The following is a 15,009-nucleotide window of genomic DNA, read 5'->3' as shown; positions in this document are numbered from 1 at the left end:
GATATGGCAAATACACTGAAAGTATGGATGGCCCCCAATACGGTGACCCCTGATCCCAAAGACAAGATCTTTATCCTTGAAACCACCGGTAAAGCCGACATCAACAAGATCTACGAAGAAATGCGTGCCGAAGACACCGGCCTGCGACCTGAAACGATCGTACACGTAGTTACTCTCTTCGAACGCATCTGTGCCCGTTTGCTGATGAACGGCTGGCAACTCAACACCGGACTGTTCTACGCCGTGCCCCGCCTGCTGGGACTGGCAGAAGATGGCCGGTGGAATCCCGAAAAGAACAGCATCTACGTGGCCTTTACCCAGAACAAGGTGGTTCGTGAGGAAAGTGCCAAAACGTCGATCGCTATCCTGGGCGAAAAGGCCGACGTGATGTACATCATCGGAACGGAAGACCGGAAGACGGGTCTGAAAGACGGTACCATGACACCGGGACGCAACTTCTTCGTGCGCGGTGCCAACCTCAAAGTTGTCGGTACCAACGAAGCGATAGGCGTTACCCTGACCGGCGAAGACAAAGCCGTGATTAAACTCGATGCCGACCAGATAACCACCAACAATCCGTCGGAACTGATCTTGCTGCTCCCCTCCGACCTGAAAGACGGTAAATACGAACTGACCGTCACCACCCAATATAGCGGCCGCACGCTGCTCAAAGACCCCCGTTCGGCGTCGGTAGAGGTCCATGTTGGCGAAAGCGGTGGAGGTGGCGGCGACCGTCCGGAGATCGAATAGTATAACCCTGTACAGAGTGATTGTACAACGCTATACAACCTCCTTGTACAGTACTGTACAACCACCCTGTACAAAACCCGAAATTTTATTAATCATATATTGTTTAACAAAAAAACAAACGAACATGAACGTAAAAAGTTTAATGCTGCTCCTTGCCTTCGCGGGACTGGGAGCAAGCTGTTCAGACGATGAAACAAACGGAGGCGACACCAGTGGTATTGCCGGACGTTCCGAGTTGCAGATCGTCTTCAGCGGAACCGGAGAGAGCCAGGAGTATACCAAGGCGACTGCTTCTGAAGGTGAAAACAAGATAGACAAACTCCAGGTCTATCTCTTCGCTTCTGCTACCGGACAAGCCGGCAGCTACTACTACATGGAAACCTGGGACGAAGGCACCGCTTTCGATTCAGAAGACAAAGACGCCTCCGGTAACCCGAAGACCAACTTCAAAAAGCAGGACGCCGGAACGGGATGGAAAGCCTCCATCTATCCGAACGAGTTAAAAGGATTGCCTTACATCAAACTCCTTTGCATCGCAAACAACGGAGCTATCGACGCACAAGGTCATGCCACGACTGACGGGGAATTTTACCAGAAAGACGGTACGGCAAAAACCGCATGGAACGGTGCCCTGGTTGCTGCCACTACGGCCGATAACGGAGATGGTGTTTTTGAAATTAACAATGCGGCAGCAGCAACTACCGAAACTGCTTTCCGCGCCTCATTCACCAAAGTGCTGGGTACGGATGCCGCTACCGGCGGTATCATCGCTACACCGCTTCTGATGACCAGTGAGAGACAGACCAAGATCAGCGGCAGTGTCTCTAAAGTCGATATCGACCTGAAACGTATCGTAGCCCGTTTCGATATCGACAACACGGCCTCCAAGTCGAACCTCACGATTCAGAAACTGACGCTGGCACAGGGCCGTAAAGTCGGTGCTTTTTGGGGAACGGCACCTGAAAAGGTAGAAGAAGCCGATCTGAAAACAACCCTCACCCCCTATGCCGCCGTCGAGTTCGACAAGTTGGCCGGGGCCAACGAAGGTCTGACCGAGAGTGCGCTCTACACCTACCCTAACCTGAGTACGGATCAGACCTACCTGATCATTGACGGTACGTATAAAAGTCCGGCAACTTCCAAACAGGTAGACGTCACTTACCATGTGCCTATCGTCCGCACCCCCGAAGGAGCCGATAAGGGTGAATATATCGCGATAGCTGCCAACAACCGCTATAAACTCCGTATCACGGATGTGACCCAGAGTAATATATTCGGTACTTTTGAAGTTGTGGACTGGACATCGGGCGGCGGTATTGTAGTGAAACCGGATAATGATGCTCCGGTGTTTGAAGCAGCTACCGGATTTGAGGCAACAACCGGTAATATCCCGGTAGCAATCAATGATTCAAAAACAGCATTTACCGTAGAAGAAAGCAGCGTATTTAAAACAACGATTGCCGCTACCGGTAAAGTGCGTGTAGAAAAATCGGCCGCCGAGACAAAAACAGCCTCTCCCGACTGGCTGGAAATTGCTAAGCCTGAATATAAAGAAGAGAACGGTGTATGGTACACTACTTTCGAAATGACTGTAGATAAAGCGACAGGCGAACTGCCTGTCAATGTGGTCTTCATCAACGAAGCTGCCTCTTACGATCCGGCTCTTTGGACAACACTTACTTTCTACGGACCGAAAGCTAAACCGACCCTGGCAACAGGCGGAGACGGCAGCACCGGAAATACGGTCGATTATAACCTGTTTACAGCCAATATGTATAATGTTGTAGGCAGCTATATTAAAGTAAAAGCGATGTGTATCGAAGGCACCAAGCTGGTATTGCCGGAAAACGGAGAGTTTGTACAGGAAGGCGAAGCTGTAAAAGAAGGCTATTACTCGACCTTTACGATCAAGGTGGCAAAGGCATTGACTGACGGTAATGAATACGCAATCAAATTCCAGAACAGCGAGGAAGCGTCTGCCGAAACAACTCTGACGGTCACAGCGGTAGCTGCAGGATTATCCGCCACACTGGAAAATAATTCCACGTATGCAACAATCAGTCATTCGGATGCTTCGACCTATAAGGTAGAAACAGATATCGACCTGCTGGCAGCCAACACATACAACCTGAAGATCGCTGCTCCGGAAGGCGCAACAGCCAATATCCCCAGCGGTAAATGGCTGACAATAGATGGTGAAACGGTTACCGATGGCGTTATGACTTATACTGTCAAAGCAACCAGCGGAGTCACTGACTTTACAGACTTCGACATCACATTCACCAATAAGCTGAATACAAGCGAAGTCTTGACGGTTACTATGCACAAGGCAGCAAGCAAACCGAAGTTTGCAGAAGCCACCGGTGGGGCGAAAAGTGATTTCAATGAAGCACCGGTTATCGCCGATTATGCTTCAACAGCCAGCATGTACAAAGCAAACGGCAGTAAGATATCGATCAAAGTAACTTGTCCGGAAGCAATGACTTTCCTCGAAAAGACAACCTCCGGATTAACGATTTCCAATAAAGGTGAAGGTCTTTATGAAATTGAAGTAAACAATGCCACTGCACTCACAGCCGCAACAACGGAAGTCATCGCCCAAAATACAACAGCAGGCGCTGAAAGCCGTAATGCGACGCTGACGATTACCTGGTTAGACCCGATACCGGCGTTTACACTGGGTGCAGATAATGATGCCGCTACGCTGGACGGAAGTAATAAGGATCAGATAAATGTGATTTATACGAGCGCATCTGACAATACTCATAAATATGTACCTATTGCAATCGCTGTTACAGGATACAAGGGCAGTACGATTGCCTACACAGGAAATACATCGACCTGGCTGAATCATACGGAATCGCCTACCGAAATTGCTGAAGGCGGAACTGCTGCAATCGAATTTACACAAAATGGTTGTGGAAATAGCGATGAAACAGCAGACATAACGATCACGATCACCAGTGCAATTCCGAATGGCGGAAGCAGAACGATCACATTGAAAAAACAATAATAATTGACAGGACATGAATATAAAATATCTATTTTCTATCCTCACTACCGGCCTGTTCATCCTCGCCGGTTGTTCCGAGGAAAATGAGGTAGTAAATCCGACCCCTCCCGATCAGGGAGGGACGGATGATCCTACACGCAGGGAAGTGCTTCTGACACTGAAAAATAATCTGGTCCTGAAAGCTCCCGGTACAAAAGCCGGCGAACAGATTGCGACAGCTGTAGAGAATTATATCTATTCGTTGGATGTATATGTCTTCGGATCGAAAGAAGAGAATGGTACCTATACGTTCCAGGAACTTCATTATTTCCGCGATGAGGCTGACATTGTGACCTTACCCAACGGAAAGGCATACAGCTTCAATCTGACAGGTGACGTGAACGCAGGTACGACCTCCGGACTTTTGAAACTCAATAAAGGATTATTCATAAAACTCTATTGCGTGGCAAACCGTAGTAAGTTATATAAAACAGATGGCGATGCCGTGACCCTGTTCAATAATTTCAAATCGCTCGAACAGAGTAAACCCGGCATGCCGGACAATGTCGTGACGGCAGGAATCCCTACCGAGGATGAGTTTAAAACATTGCACACGAAGCTGATCGATGTAACAACTGATCCTCCGACTGTCGACGACGTGCTGGAATCTCCCCTGCCGATGTCGGGCGCTTACACGACACCACTCGACCTGACTGATTTCGGAACTTCCGCCCGTACCCAGATCGGATTGAAACTGTCGCGTATGGTGGCACGTTTCGATGTTATCAATGATGCGGAAAAATCAAAATTCACGGTCGAGAAGATTTCGATGGGACGAGGCCAGAGCGCAGCCCAGTTCTTCCCCATCAAGACGTTGGTAACGGATGCCGATAAGCTGATCACTTACCCGGAAAGGGAAATTGATGCCGAAAACCAGCAGGCTGACGACGAAGCGGCCGGAACCACCAGTCTCACACAGGGTGCTTTCTATACCTACCCCAGCCCGAAAGAGGATAACGGCTATCTGATGCTGAAAGGTAAATATGCCGTCAACAAGACTGAAAGTACGGATGTTTCCTATAAGATTCCTTTCCAGCAGATGGTTAACGGCGTGGGTACTTATATCGAAGTAGCATACAACCACCGCTACACGATCGCTATAACGAAAGCGGACAAATACCATCTGGACTTCAACCTCAAGGTTGCCGAATGGGATGAGCCAGGCGACCTCGATCCGTATAAACCGGATAATGAGTTCGATAAGAAAACGCCGGTAACGCTTCTGGCAGCCGAAAGCCAGGATGCTTATGTCATGGGCGACGGACGTGTCTCCGTCCTAGCAGCAAACGGTAGCAAGTTTGCGTTCACAATGGGTTCGAATACGGAATTGGAAGACGAATTGGTTTACCACTCGGCGACTGCCGTTAAATGGCTGGTCAAAGACGAAGAGAACAGCGGCCCTGTAACAAAAGCCGCCTCGCAGGAAACCAAATATGTTTATAAGGTGGATGAGACAGTGCTGGGAAACGGCAAACAGGAAGATATCATTATCCGCCTGACCAATCCGGCCAGTGGCATGAACAAAGAGATCAAGGTAATCGCCACACCGGGTCCTGTCATAAGCCTGACAACCGTCGAAGGTAATTATAATAAGTTCGACCCGTCGACACTGACCGCTACTATATATAATGTAGCAGCCCAGACGATCAAACTGCATGCCGTAGCCGAAACACGTATCGATCCGGACAGCAAGGCAGAGACAACGGGCAGTACAGCAACCGTAAAGTCAGGAGATACCTGGCTACAGGCAGACGGTCCTGTTACTACTGCCGAAGGCGATTATACCCTGACTCTTCCGGCTGTCAAAACACCGCTCCCTGCTACTACAACCGTTACTTTCGCTTCGACTGCCTCCAAGGGCGAGACTGTAGTGAAAGTCGTATTGAAAGACCCGGCCTTGAAAGATTTGTCGCAGGACGATTTCAAAATGGGAACCCGCAGCGATAACACGGTCAACATGACCGGAGGTACAGGAGGCAGTATTCCGTTAGTAAGTCTGGCAGATGTGGAAGATAACTCTTTCACCTTGACCGTCTCTTCGCCGGAAGGAGTCGATATTGCAACAGATGGCAGTTGGTTTGAAACCAAAGCCGGAAACGGTTCGACACAAGCCAACGGCTGGAAGCAGACAATCATCACAGGTAAAGTCAAAACGGCTATCGGCAATGTTCAGACAGGCGGTAAGATCACTGTGACAAACAAGCTCGACGCTACTGATAAATACGTAGTGGAGGTTGTAACGACCAAACCGGCCGAAGTTGTCGTACCGTGAATGAACTGTCCGTTTTTATAAACTTATGAAAGCCTGGTGGACTTGTTTTACCGGGCTTTCTTTAAACCAGGGAGAATTGGATATATGAATAAAGCAGATCTGATAAATAAAATAGCCGCCCGTCTTTCTGTTCCGCAGAAGGAGTGTCGCGAGCATCTGGAAGCGTTGCAAACAGTAATAGCTGAAGAGTTGAACGAAGGTAACGGCATCATACTCCAGGGATTCGGGTGCTTCAACCTTTGGAAACAAACCGAACGGGAAGGCCGGAATCCGCGCACCGGAGAAACGGTTCCGATATTACCACGCCGAAGTGTAAAGTTCAGACCCGGCAAAATGTTGCTGCAGAAACTGAATACGTAAAAAAATGGCCTTTGACCGATAGTCTTAAATTCCAACTCTGTACGGGCATGAATGAATTCCGGTTTTACTACTGGTTTCTGTTCATGCCCTTTTTCATGCATTTCATCACCGATTTTCTGTCGTCTGCGGATTTCTCTTCGTTTCTTTCAGCCTTTTTTATACCTTTCCGCTTCAATAAATCTAAAGAAGCCATGATAAAAAAGATTTTGACACATTTTGCTGCTCGTTTGGATGAGTATTTACGGCAAAGGTTTCCCCAGCCTGAAGGTGTGGCAGAAGCGGGTTTTATAGGCAACGGTCCGGAAGAAAGACCTTGCAAGCTGATTGTCTCGTTAGTCAATATAGAGCGGGAAGCCGCCGGAGGGATCTCGGCTGGTCTCAGTCGTAGCGGTTCGGAGTATATGCGAAATTATCCGTCGCTGTTGCTGAATCTGGATTTGATGCTAGCCGCTGTATATGATGAAAAACGCTATGCCGAGTCATTATCCGTCTTATCTGAAACGTTACTTTTCATTCAGTCGCATCCCTTTTTTGAACTGGACGGGCAGAAATATACGGTAGAAATCGTAACACTGTCCGCACAGGACATCAATAACTTCTGGACTACACTGGGCGGACAATATTACCCGTCTGTAATGTGTAAGCTGCGTCGCCTGACCATCGATGCGCAAGAAGCCAGTGGCAGCAGCAGTATTGCCCGTGAACCGAATGTGCGTTTAACAAAATAGAACAGAGGAAAATAGATGAGCCGATATATTGCTATAGCCACGATACGTATCGAACACGATTACTACAATCCGTCTGTAAACAGATTTGTGAGTTTGCAGCCGACGCCTGAGACCAAAGAGTTGATGAAACGGCGGGGAGTAATGTTTAGAGCAGTCTCCGCGAACGAGTGGCAATGGATAATGCTCGATGATTTGCCGGGATTTATGGATGAAGATGTACTGGAGTTGTCAATGATTGTGAAGGATCCCTGTTTTCTGCAACAGATAGAGAATAAGGGATATGATTTGGGGAGCTTGTACAAGTTCAATATAGAAAACAGAGTTGTGGAAGTGAATGCCGACTATGTCTGGAAAAAGGAAACGAACGGGCAAAAACTGAAAGATGAGTTCTGCCGTATAACGCTGAAACCGGTGGAAACTGCACCGGAGAAATTGCGAATGCTCTGGTACCCGGAATTCACCATCCGGTTTAGTTCACCCGCTTATTATTGGGAATATCTCTGTGTATTCAGGGATGAGAATGACATGCGTGGAAAAGAGCTCAACCTGAAAAGTCGTGAAAACATAATGGCTTTCTGTCCACCGGAAAAGTATGAGAAAACAACTTTGGGAAAAAATGTATGGAGAATTGTTTCTGCAGAGCGGATAAGACTGAAAGAGCATTACGACATTACAATACAACTTTTCATTGGTACACGGTTGGAAAGTCGGTTCATTTCACCGCCGCAAATAGGTAAATACCAATCAGAATCTCCTTATACCGTAAGAGAGGTCTGTGTTATTAGAGAACAATAATTATTAATCTTAAAAACGAATAATCATGGGAAGCATGAAAACACCCGGCGTTTATATCGTAGAGAAGAACGCCTTCCCTAACTCGGTGGTGGAAGCACCGACCGCCATCCCCGCATTTATCGGTATTACCGAAAAAGCGATGAATGGAAACGATGACTTGAAGAATAAGCCATGGAAAATTTCGTCGATGACGGAGTTTATAAAGTATTTTGGTGGGGCACCGGAGCTGAGTTTCACGGTGGATATAAAACAATACTTTTATTTGTCTAAAGCCCCAAAAGACGCCCAAAAGGTATTAGCGAAGGAATTAATGGAACCCGAATCCAAGGTCTGCAAATATTGTATATGTCCTCCAGGTGAGACAGCTACAGCGAAAGATGAAAATGAACAGGATCTTACAGATACGCCTGTCGGCTATGCCTTTTATCTTGACGGAACAAATTTATATACTTTGTACTACAATATGTCATTATTCTTTGCCAATGGCGGTGGAACATGCTATATTGTATCTGTCGGAACGTATGGCAAAGATACATTGGATGATACAAAAGTAACCACTGCCTTGACAAATTTAGAGAAAGAACAGGAAATTACAATGATTATTGTTCCGGAAGCAGTAGAGAATACAGGTGTTTGTACTAACATACAACAGAATATGCTGAAACATTGCGGGGAAATGGCTAACCGTTTTACAATTCTGGATGTAGCGCCTAAATATCCCAATAACGATCAATTGAATACCCGGATGGAAACCTTCCAGGGAAGTATCGGCAGTGAGTATATGTCTTATGGGGCAGCTTACTATCCATGGCTGAATACTTCAGTGTTGGGCGACAGGGGTATTGACGGTGAAATGTTTACATGGTCGGAGACATTCTATACCTATAGAGACAAATTCTCCGATGTAGATCGAAATCTCCAGGCAATAATAGAAAAGTTCATGTTCCAGTCCATAGAAGTTGAAAAGGACAAGAAGGTGACAATCAGAGGAAAGGAATATGCGTATGATATAATAACAAAGGAACTTCTGGAAAAAGATTTAGGGGAAGGGATAATAGCAACTGTTGAAACTATCTCTGCGGTAGATCCTACTCCGGAAAAGAAAGTTATTACATTCTCTTCTCGTTATGTGACGGATAAAAACGGTTTCCACCAGGCTCTATTTAATGGTTCTGTTCTTTACCAATATGCTATGAAGGGATTGAAAAAGTATTTGAACCTCCTCCCTCCTTCCGCTGCTATGGCTGGTATCTATACCAGGGTAGACAATACACGTGGTGTATGGAAAGCTCCGGCAAATGTATCTGTAAGCTACGTGGAAAGTACGGCTGAAAACATAGACGACAAGGAACAGGAAGATTTAAATGCCCCGATGAACGGCAAGGCCATTAATGTGATCCGTGCCTTTCAGGGTGAAGGTATCAAAGTATGGGGAGCACGTACGCTGGACGGTAATTCCTTGGATTGGCGTTATATCAATGTACGCCGCACATTACTTTTCCTCGAAGAATCCGTGAAGAATGCCGCCCGTGCTTATGTGTTCGAACCGAATGATGCCGGTACCTGGATCAATATGAAATCTATGATAGAAAATTTCCTGCGTGGCATATGGAAACGTGGTGGATTAGCTGGAGCTACACCTGAAGATGCTTATGAAGTACATGTCGGACTTGGTGACACTATGACGGCTGAAGATATTCTGGAAGGCATCATGCGAATCACAGTATTGGTCGCCGTTACACATCCGGCGGAATTTATTGAGATTACTTTCCAGCAGCAGGCACAAAAGAGTTAATAACCGATTGTTGAACTAAAATATCGAAGATCATGGGAGAATACAAAACCCCTGGCGTTTATATCAAAGAGAAGAACGCTTTCCCTAATTCTATAGTTGAAGCCGAAACAGCTATTCCTGTGTTCATAGGCCTTACAGAAAAGGCATTGAACGGAACGGACTCTTTGGATTTCAAACCGATGAGAATTTCATCGATAACGGAATATAGAAAGTATTTCGGTGGTGCCCCGACTCCGCAGTTTACACTGTCGGTCATAAAAACAGAGGAGGCCGATAAAACCTTATCAGTTTATGATGCGACAATAAATGGCGGTCTGAAAGCAACACTGAAAAGTAAATTATGCACCTTATATTACAATATGGTAATGTTTTTTGCTAATGGTGGCGGTACTTGTTATGTAATATCTATTGGCAATTACGAAAAGAATTTATCAGACGTTTATACGGATAAAAGCAAAGAAACCATATTTTCCAATATCAAGAAAGTACAGGACATAACTATGCTGGTTGTTCCTGAAGCGGTGAATGTAGATACTTGTATGAACATCTATACTGACCTGTTGAATCTGTGTGACAGTAAAAAGTATTTTGTTCTTCTGGATATTCCTTTGAAAAAAGGGAATAAGATTATAGATAAACCGATAGAAACATTTCGTGAGGCAATTGGTACCAATAATATTTCGTATGCGGCAGCCTATTATCCGTGGTTGGAAACATCTGTACTCTCAGACAATGATATTACAGGAAAAACATTGACATGGGATATTGAGAATTTTAATCCGGATACATTCAGTTTAGCACCTTTTTATAATGTAGATTCAGATGTTTATAAATTTATAAAAGACGCTTTATCTGCTATCAAAAAAGGGACAAAAACGGTATTGGATAAAGATGGGAAAACTCCGCAAGAAGTTCCTCTCACAAAGAATGAACTGTCTCAAATAGAGAATGACCTCCACAATGCCCTGATGCAGAACTGGCCGGAATACCAGCTACTGGCGAAGAAGGTGAAAGACTATTTGAACCTGTTACCTCCTTCTGCTGCTATGGCAGGCATTTATACAATGGTGGACAATACACGTGGTGTATGGAAAGCACCGGCCAACGTTTCGGTCAACTATGTGAATAAGCCTTCGGAAGTGATCGATAATAAGACCCAGGAAGAGATGAATGTGCCGATGGACGGGAAAGCAGTCAATGCTATCCGGTCTTTTGTTGGCGAAGGTATCAAAGTATGGGGTGCACGTACATTGAATGGAAATTCTTTGGACTGGCGTTATATTAATGTACGCCGTACAATGACTTTTCTGGAAGAATCAGTTAAAAATGCTGCCCGTGCTTACGTGTTCGAACCCAATGATGCCAATACATGGATCAACATGAAGTGCATGATTGAGAATTTCCTGCGCAGCGTGTGGAAACGCGGAGGACTGGCCGGTGCCAGTCCCGAAGATGCTTATGAAGTACATGTCGGACTTGGTGACACCATGACAGCGGAAGATATATTGGAAGGTATCATGCGCATCACAGTGCTGGTTGCTATCTCGCATCCGGCAGAGTTCATCGAAATCACCTTCCAGCAACAGATGCAAAAAAGCTGAGATTAATCGGGATTTAAATAATTAACAATAAAAAAAATAGAATATTATGGCAGAAGATGGAGCAGCACAAAGCGGGACTACACAGGCGTGGCCGTTACCGAGTTTTTACTTCAAGGTATCAGTTACTGATGTAGGAGATATTTCATGTAGCGAAGTATCAGGTCTTGAAACAGAATATGATATGATAGAATATCGTGCAGGCGACAGTCCGGTTTTCACTAAACAGAAAATGCCGGGAATGAGAAAGGCTAGCGACGTAACCTTGAAGAAAGGCATCTTTAAAGATGACAAGGCGATGTGGGACTGGATTAACAGCATCAAGTTGAATACGATCAAACGTGCAACGGTAACGATCAGCTTGCTGGACGAATCGGGCAAACCTGTGAAGACCTGGGAACTGACCAATGCATGGCCCAAGAAAATTACGGTGGAAGGTTTCAAGGCCGACGGCAACACGGCGGCAATAGAAACCCTGATTCTGGCACACGAAGGAGTAACTGTCAAGTAGTATGGCAGACAACGCTGCAGCAGACTGGACACTTCCTGTGAACTTCTACTTTCTGGTGGAATTTCAGAGTAAGTTTGATCGCTTCCAGGCCTCATTTACGGAAGTGTCCGGTCTGAATATGCAGCTGAGTACCGAAGAAAAACCCAGTGATTCAGGAATGTGGATTAAAATGCCTGGTGGAGTCAAATATGGAACCATAACACTCAAACGCCCTGTTCCACTAGAGAGTGATGATACTTTCACTGAATGGGTAGATGAATGCTTACAGGCTGACAAGGGCAAGAGAATGATTCCATACGATATGATTGTAAAGTTGCTGGGGAAAGACGGAAATCCCCTGGTGGGATGGAAATGTTCGCATGCCTATCCCACACAGTGGAACCTGGATGCTTTAAATGCCGAAAAAAGTGGTCTGGCCACAGAATCGGTCATAATAAGCTGTAACCGGATGGATCGTATAAAAATTTAATATTTGATATTATGGCTGTTATCATCAAGGAAATGCGTATCCGTACCGTGGTAGAGAAACGCGTTGTTACGGAAGCTGAACTTCCGGAAGAAATTCTCCGGAAGGTAGAAGACCGCATATTGGATAGGATATCCAAAGAAGAAAGAATTGGCTGGCCTGTCGGACAGCGACGGAAAAGAAATGAGCGGTAACAACAGGAGACGGAAATAATAAAAAAGGTGTAACATGGGGAAGATGATCATTACAGCCTATACGGACGGCGATTTCAACAGTGAATGTAAATCCGCGCTGGAACTGCCTGTCAACCCGGCCAAGGTAAAGCTCTCCAAAGGGATCCGCTATGCAGAGGACAAGCAGTTGGGGAGCCTGAACGGATCGAACGTTTATGTGCGCTACCAGCCCGAAACCTTCAGTTTCGATTGTCTATTCGACATGACCAACGCCATGGAGGACGATGACGAGAAGAAACCCGTGCATGATGCGGTAAACGAACTCGAACAACGGCTTTACGATTACAACACCGAAGGACACCGCCCTTCGTTCGTTAAGGTACAATACGGTGACATCACCTTTTTCGGCCAACTCAAGACGCTGGAAACGGAATATTCCCTGTTTGATCCGGACAGCATCCCGCTCCGTGCCGAACTGAAAGTGACGCTGACGGGCTATTGCAGCCAAAAGGAGGAGAAGAAGCATTTCTCCAAACATTCGCCCGATGTGTCACGGCTGGTCACACTGAAAGAAGGACAGACATTGTCTGCCCTTTGTTACGAAGTTTACGGCGACCCGCTCCTGGTGGGGCAAGTTGCAAGATTTAATAATTTGAACGGCTACAGAAATATACCGGCAGGTACGGAAATTCTGTTGCCGATGTTAAAAAAAGCATAAGAATATGGCAGAATCACCCTCTGTAAATAAAGACCGTGTACTATCTTGTTCCGTTTATTGCAACGGAACGAAACTGAAAGACACCTATTTGTTAGTGTCTGCTACCGTGCGGCTGGAACTGAATCGAATCGGTAAAGCGACACTCAAGTTTAACGCAGGCAACATGGACAAGCAGACTTTCGATGAAAGTGACGACTCATTGTTCAAACCAGGTAACACCATACGACTGGATGCAGGTGGCGTAAATAAGGAGGAAACGTTGTTTGAAGGCATAATCATCGGACTGCGTATCCTCGCAGACAAAGACTTCCGCTCCTGTATGGTGGTGGAGTGCCGCAACAACACCTATTCCGCAACGCAGGGACGCAAAAACCGCATCTTCGAGAAGAAGAACGACAATGACATCATCAAGGAAGTGCTCGCCGCCTATGGCAGTGTAGATGTAGATGCTACGAGTTACCAGCACCCTACACTGGTGCAGTATTACTGCTCTGACTGGGACTTTGCCCTCTCCCGTGCCGACGCCAACGGACTGTTCGTTTACACCGAAGGCAGTAAGATTAAAGTGAAGAAACCGGAAGTAAACGCATCTCCCGTTCTAACAGTTACTTACGGCACGGATATCACCGCCTTCGATCTCGAACTCTCCTCAGACGATCAGTTCACACAGTACGAGGCAGTATCGTGGTGCCCCAAAACGCAGAAGGCAGTCAAAGTGTCCGCTTCCACGCCCTCACTCAACAAGCAGGGAGATTTACAGCCTAAGAACATCGCTTCGGGTGATAGCCTGCTGCTTCAGACCGACGCGCCGACGGACGAAAAGGCACTCAAGCAATGGGCAGACGGCATGGCATTGAAAGCCGGACTGGCCCGCTACCAGGGTTCTGTCAGCTTTTACGGCTCTGCGAAGGCGAAACCGGGTTGCCTCATTGAGTTGAAAGGCTTTGGCAATCGGTTTAACGGTAATTTGTTCGTCGGTTCGGTGACGCATACCATCGAGGACAACGAATGGACAATCGAAGCAGGTGCAGGCATATCGCCTGTGAACATTACTGACGAGCCGGACGTGGTATCTCCCTCCGCAGCAGGTTTTCTTCCCGGATTGCAGGGACTGCATGCTGCGGTAGTCCGGAAGTTGGACGGCGACCCTCTGAAAGAATACCGTATCCAGATAGAACTGCCGTGGATGGATGGCAAGAGCAAGCTGCTTTGGGCACGCCTCTCCACGATGTACGCCACCGCAGGCATGGGCACCTTCTTTCTGCCTGAACCGGGCGACGAGGTACTGGTGGGTTTCATGAATCAGGACCCCGGCCATCCTGTCATCCTCGGCTCGATCTACGGCCAAAAGCACAAGCCTCCCTACGAATACGAGGCGAAGAACAACACCAAAGCCATTGTCACCCGCGAGAAGATGCGGATCGAGTTTGACGAGGAAAAGAAAGTGATAACGATCTCTACCCCCAGCAAGAACACGGTGCAGATGAGTGATGACGGGAAGCATATCAAGCTGACCGACGAAAATAAGAACGAAATCACGATGGACAAGGGCGGCATTACGCTCTCGTCTTCCAAAGATATCACGATGAAAGCTAAAGGCAACATCAATATGGATGCCACGATGAAGCTCAGCGGAACTGCCAAGCAGGACGTCAGCCTGGAAGGATTGAACGTGAAAGTGCAGGCAAAAATCGGTGCCTCGGTAAAAGGCAATGCTACGGCGGAACTCTCCGCCAGCGGTCAGACCACCGTGAAAGGAGCCATGGTAATGATAAACTAAAAAAGAAAGGA

At 46.7% G+C, this 15,009-nt stretch carries 13 protein-coding genes; all 13 read left to right on the top strand.

Features of this window, described 5'->3' with window-relative positions; translation table 11 throughout:
• Positions 1–3: 3 nt before the first annotated feature.
• Entirely contained in the window at positions 4–750 is a 747-nt protein-coding gene (locus DWW91_RS08995; RefSeq protein ID WP_122327508.1) for a DNA-binding domain-containing protein, read from the top strand.
• Positions 751–874: 124 nt separating this feature from the next.
• On the top strand, positions 875–3,763 hold the full coding sequence (locus tag DWW91_RS08990) for a hypothetical protein (protein ID WP_122327507.1): 2,889 nt from the start codon (positions 875–877) through the stop codon (positions 3,761–3,763).
• Positions 3,764–3,776: 13 nt separating this feature from the next.
• Positions 3,777–6,074, top strand: coding sequence for a hypothetical protein (locus DWW91_RS08985; protein WP_233584443.1), 2,298 nt, complete (start codon positions 3,777–3,779; stop codon positions 6,072–6,074).
• A gap of 84 nt (positions 6,075–6,158) precedes the next feature.
• The gene (locus DWW91_RS08980; RefSeq protein WP_044214445.1) at positions 6,159–6,434 is read left to right on the top strand and encodes an HU family DNA-binding protein; all 276 of its coding nucleotides are present in this window, start codon (positions 6,159–6,161) and stop codon (positions 6,432–6,434) included.
• 191 nt (positions 6,435–6,625) lie between these two features.
• The gene (locus tag DWW91_RS08975) at positions 6,626–7,162 is read left to right on the top strand and encodes a Pvc16 family protein (protein ID WP_010803134.1); all 537 of its coding nucleotides are present in this window, start codon (positions 6,626–6,628) and stop codon (positions 7,160–7,162) included.
• A 15-nt stretch (positions 7,163–7,177) separates the two neighbouring features.
• The gene (locus DWW91_RS08970) at positions 7,178–7,957 is read left to right on the top strand and encodes a hypothetical protein (RefSeq protein ID WP_122327506.1); all 780 of its coding nucleotides are present in this window, start codon (positions 7,178–7,180) and stop codon (positions 7,955–7,957) included.
• A 25-nt stretch (positions 7,958–7,982) separates the two neighbouring features.
• On the top strand, positions 7,983–9,752 hold the full coding sequence (locus DWW91_RS08965) for a phage tail sheath subtilisin-like domain-containing protein (RefSeq protein WP_122327505.1): 1,770 nt from the start codon (positions 7,983–7,985) through the stop codon (positions 9,750–9,752).
• Between the two features lie 32 nt (positions 9,753–9,784).
• Positions 9,785–11,353 (top strand): phage tail sheath C-terminal domain-containing protein, encoded by a 1,569-nt coding sequence (locus tag DWW91_RS08960; RefSeq protein WP_122327504.1) that lies wholly within the window; start codon positions 9,785–9,787, stop codon positions 11,351–11,353.
• A 46-nt stretch (positions 11,354–11,399) separates the two neighbouring features.
• Complete coding sequence (locus tag DWW91_RS08955) at positions 11,400–11,861, top strand: phage tail protein (RefSeq protein ID WP_010803130.1); 462 nt, start codon at positions 11,400–11,402, stop codon at positions 11,859–11,861.
• Between the two features lies 1 nt (position 11,862).
• Positions 11,863–12,330: a phage tail protein gene (locus DWW91_RS08950; RefSeq protein WP_007656700.1), complete on the top strand. Its 468-nt coding sequence runs from the start codon at positions 11,863–11,865 to the stop codon at positions 12,328–12,330.
• Positions 12,331–12,341: 11 nt separating this feature from the next.
• Positions 12,342–12,521 carry a hypothetical protein gene (locus tag DWW91_RS08945; protein ID WP_007656703.1) on the top strand — a complete coding sequence of 60 codons (180 nt, stop codon included), beginning with the start codon at positions 12,342–12,344 and terminating at the stop codon, positions 12,519–12,521.
• Positions 12,522–12,555: 34 nt separating this feature from the next.
• Positions 12,556–13,218: a hypothetical protein gene (locus DWW91_RS08940; protein WP_007656705.1), complete on the top strand. Its 663-nt coding sequence runs from the start codon at positions 12,556–12,558 to the stop codon at positions 13,216–13,218.
• A 4-nt stretch (positions 13,219–13,222) separates the two neighbouring features.
• Positions 13,223–14,998 carry a type VI secretion system tip protein VgrG gene (gene vgrG, locus DWW91_RS08935; protein WP_122327503.1) on the top strand — a complete coding sequence of 592 codons (1,776 nt, stop codon included), beginning with the start codon at positions 13,223–13,225 and terminating at the stop codon, positions 14,996–14,998.
• Positions 14,999–15,009: the final 11 nt, after the last annotated feature.

This window comes from Parabacteroides sp. AF17-3 (assembly GCF_003635445.1).
GTDB lineage: Bacteria > Bacteroidota > Bacteroidia > Bacteroidales > Tannerellaceae > Parabacteroides > Parabacteroides goldsteinii.
The sequence above is the reverse complement of the archived record's forward strand: the minus strand, read 5'-3'. Positions and strand labels throughout refer to the sequence as shown.

Coding starts and splice junctions, on each gene's coding strand:
- DWW91_RS08995 (WP_122327508.1), top strand. CDS start 4: ATGGCAAATACACTGAAAGTATGGATGGCCCCCAATACGGTGACCCCT.
- DWW91_RS08955 (WP_010803130.1), top strand. CDS start 11,400: ATGGCAGAAGATGGAGCAGCACAAAGCGGGACTACACAGGCGTGGCCG.
- DWW91_RS08980 (WP_044214445.1), top strand. CDS start 6,159: ATGAATAAAGCAGATCTGATAAATAAAATAGCCGCCCGTCTTTCTGTT.
- DWW91_RS08985 (WP_233584443.1), top strand. CDS start 3,777: ATGAATATAAAATATCTATTTTCTATCCTCACTACCGGCCTGTTCATC.
- DWW91_RS08950 (WP_007656700.1), top strand. CDS start 11,863: ATGGCAGACAACGCTGCAGCAGACTGGACACTTCCTGTGAACTTCTAC.
- DWW91_RS08975 (WP_010803134.1), top strand. CDS start 6,626: ATGATAAAAAAGATTTTGACACATTTTGCTGCTCGTTTGGATGAGTAT.
- DWW91_RS08965 (WP_122327505.1), top strand. CDS start 7,983: ATGGGAAGCATGAAAACACCCGGCGTTTATATCGTAGAGAAGAACGCC.
- DWW91_RS08970 (WP_122327506.1), top strand. CDS start 7,178: ATGAGCCGATATATTGCTATAGCCACGATACGTATCGAACACGATTAC.
- DWW91_RS08990 (WP_122327507.1), top strand. CDS start 875: ATGAACGTAAAAAGTTTAATGCTGCTCCTTGCCTTCGCGGGACTGGGA.
- DWW91_RS08960 (WP_122327504.1), top strand. CDS start 9,785: ATGGGAGAATACAAAACCCCTGGCGTTTATATCAAAGAGAAGAACGCT.
- DWW91_RS08945 (WP_007656703.1), top strand. CDS start 12,342: ATGGCTGTTATCATCAAGGAAATGCGTATCCGTACCGTGGTAGAGAAA.
- DWW91_RS08940 (WP_007656705.1), top strand. CDS start 12,556: ATGGGGAAGATGATCATTACAGCCTATACGGACGGCGATTTCAACAGT.
- vgrG (WP_122327503.1), top strand. CDS start 13,223: ATGGCAGAATCACCCTCTGTAAATAAAGACCGTGTACTATCTTGTTCC.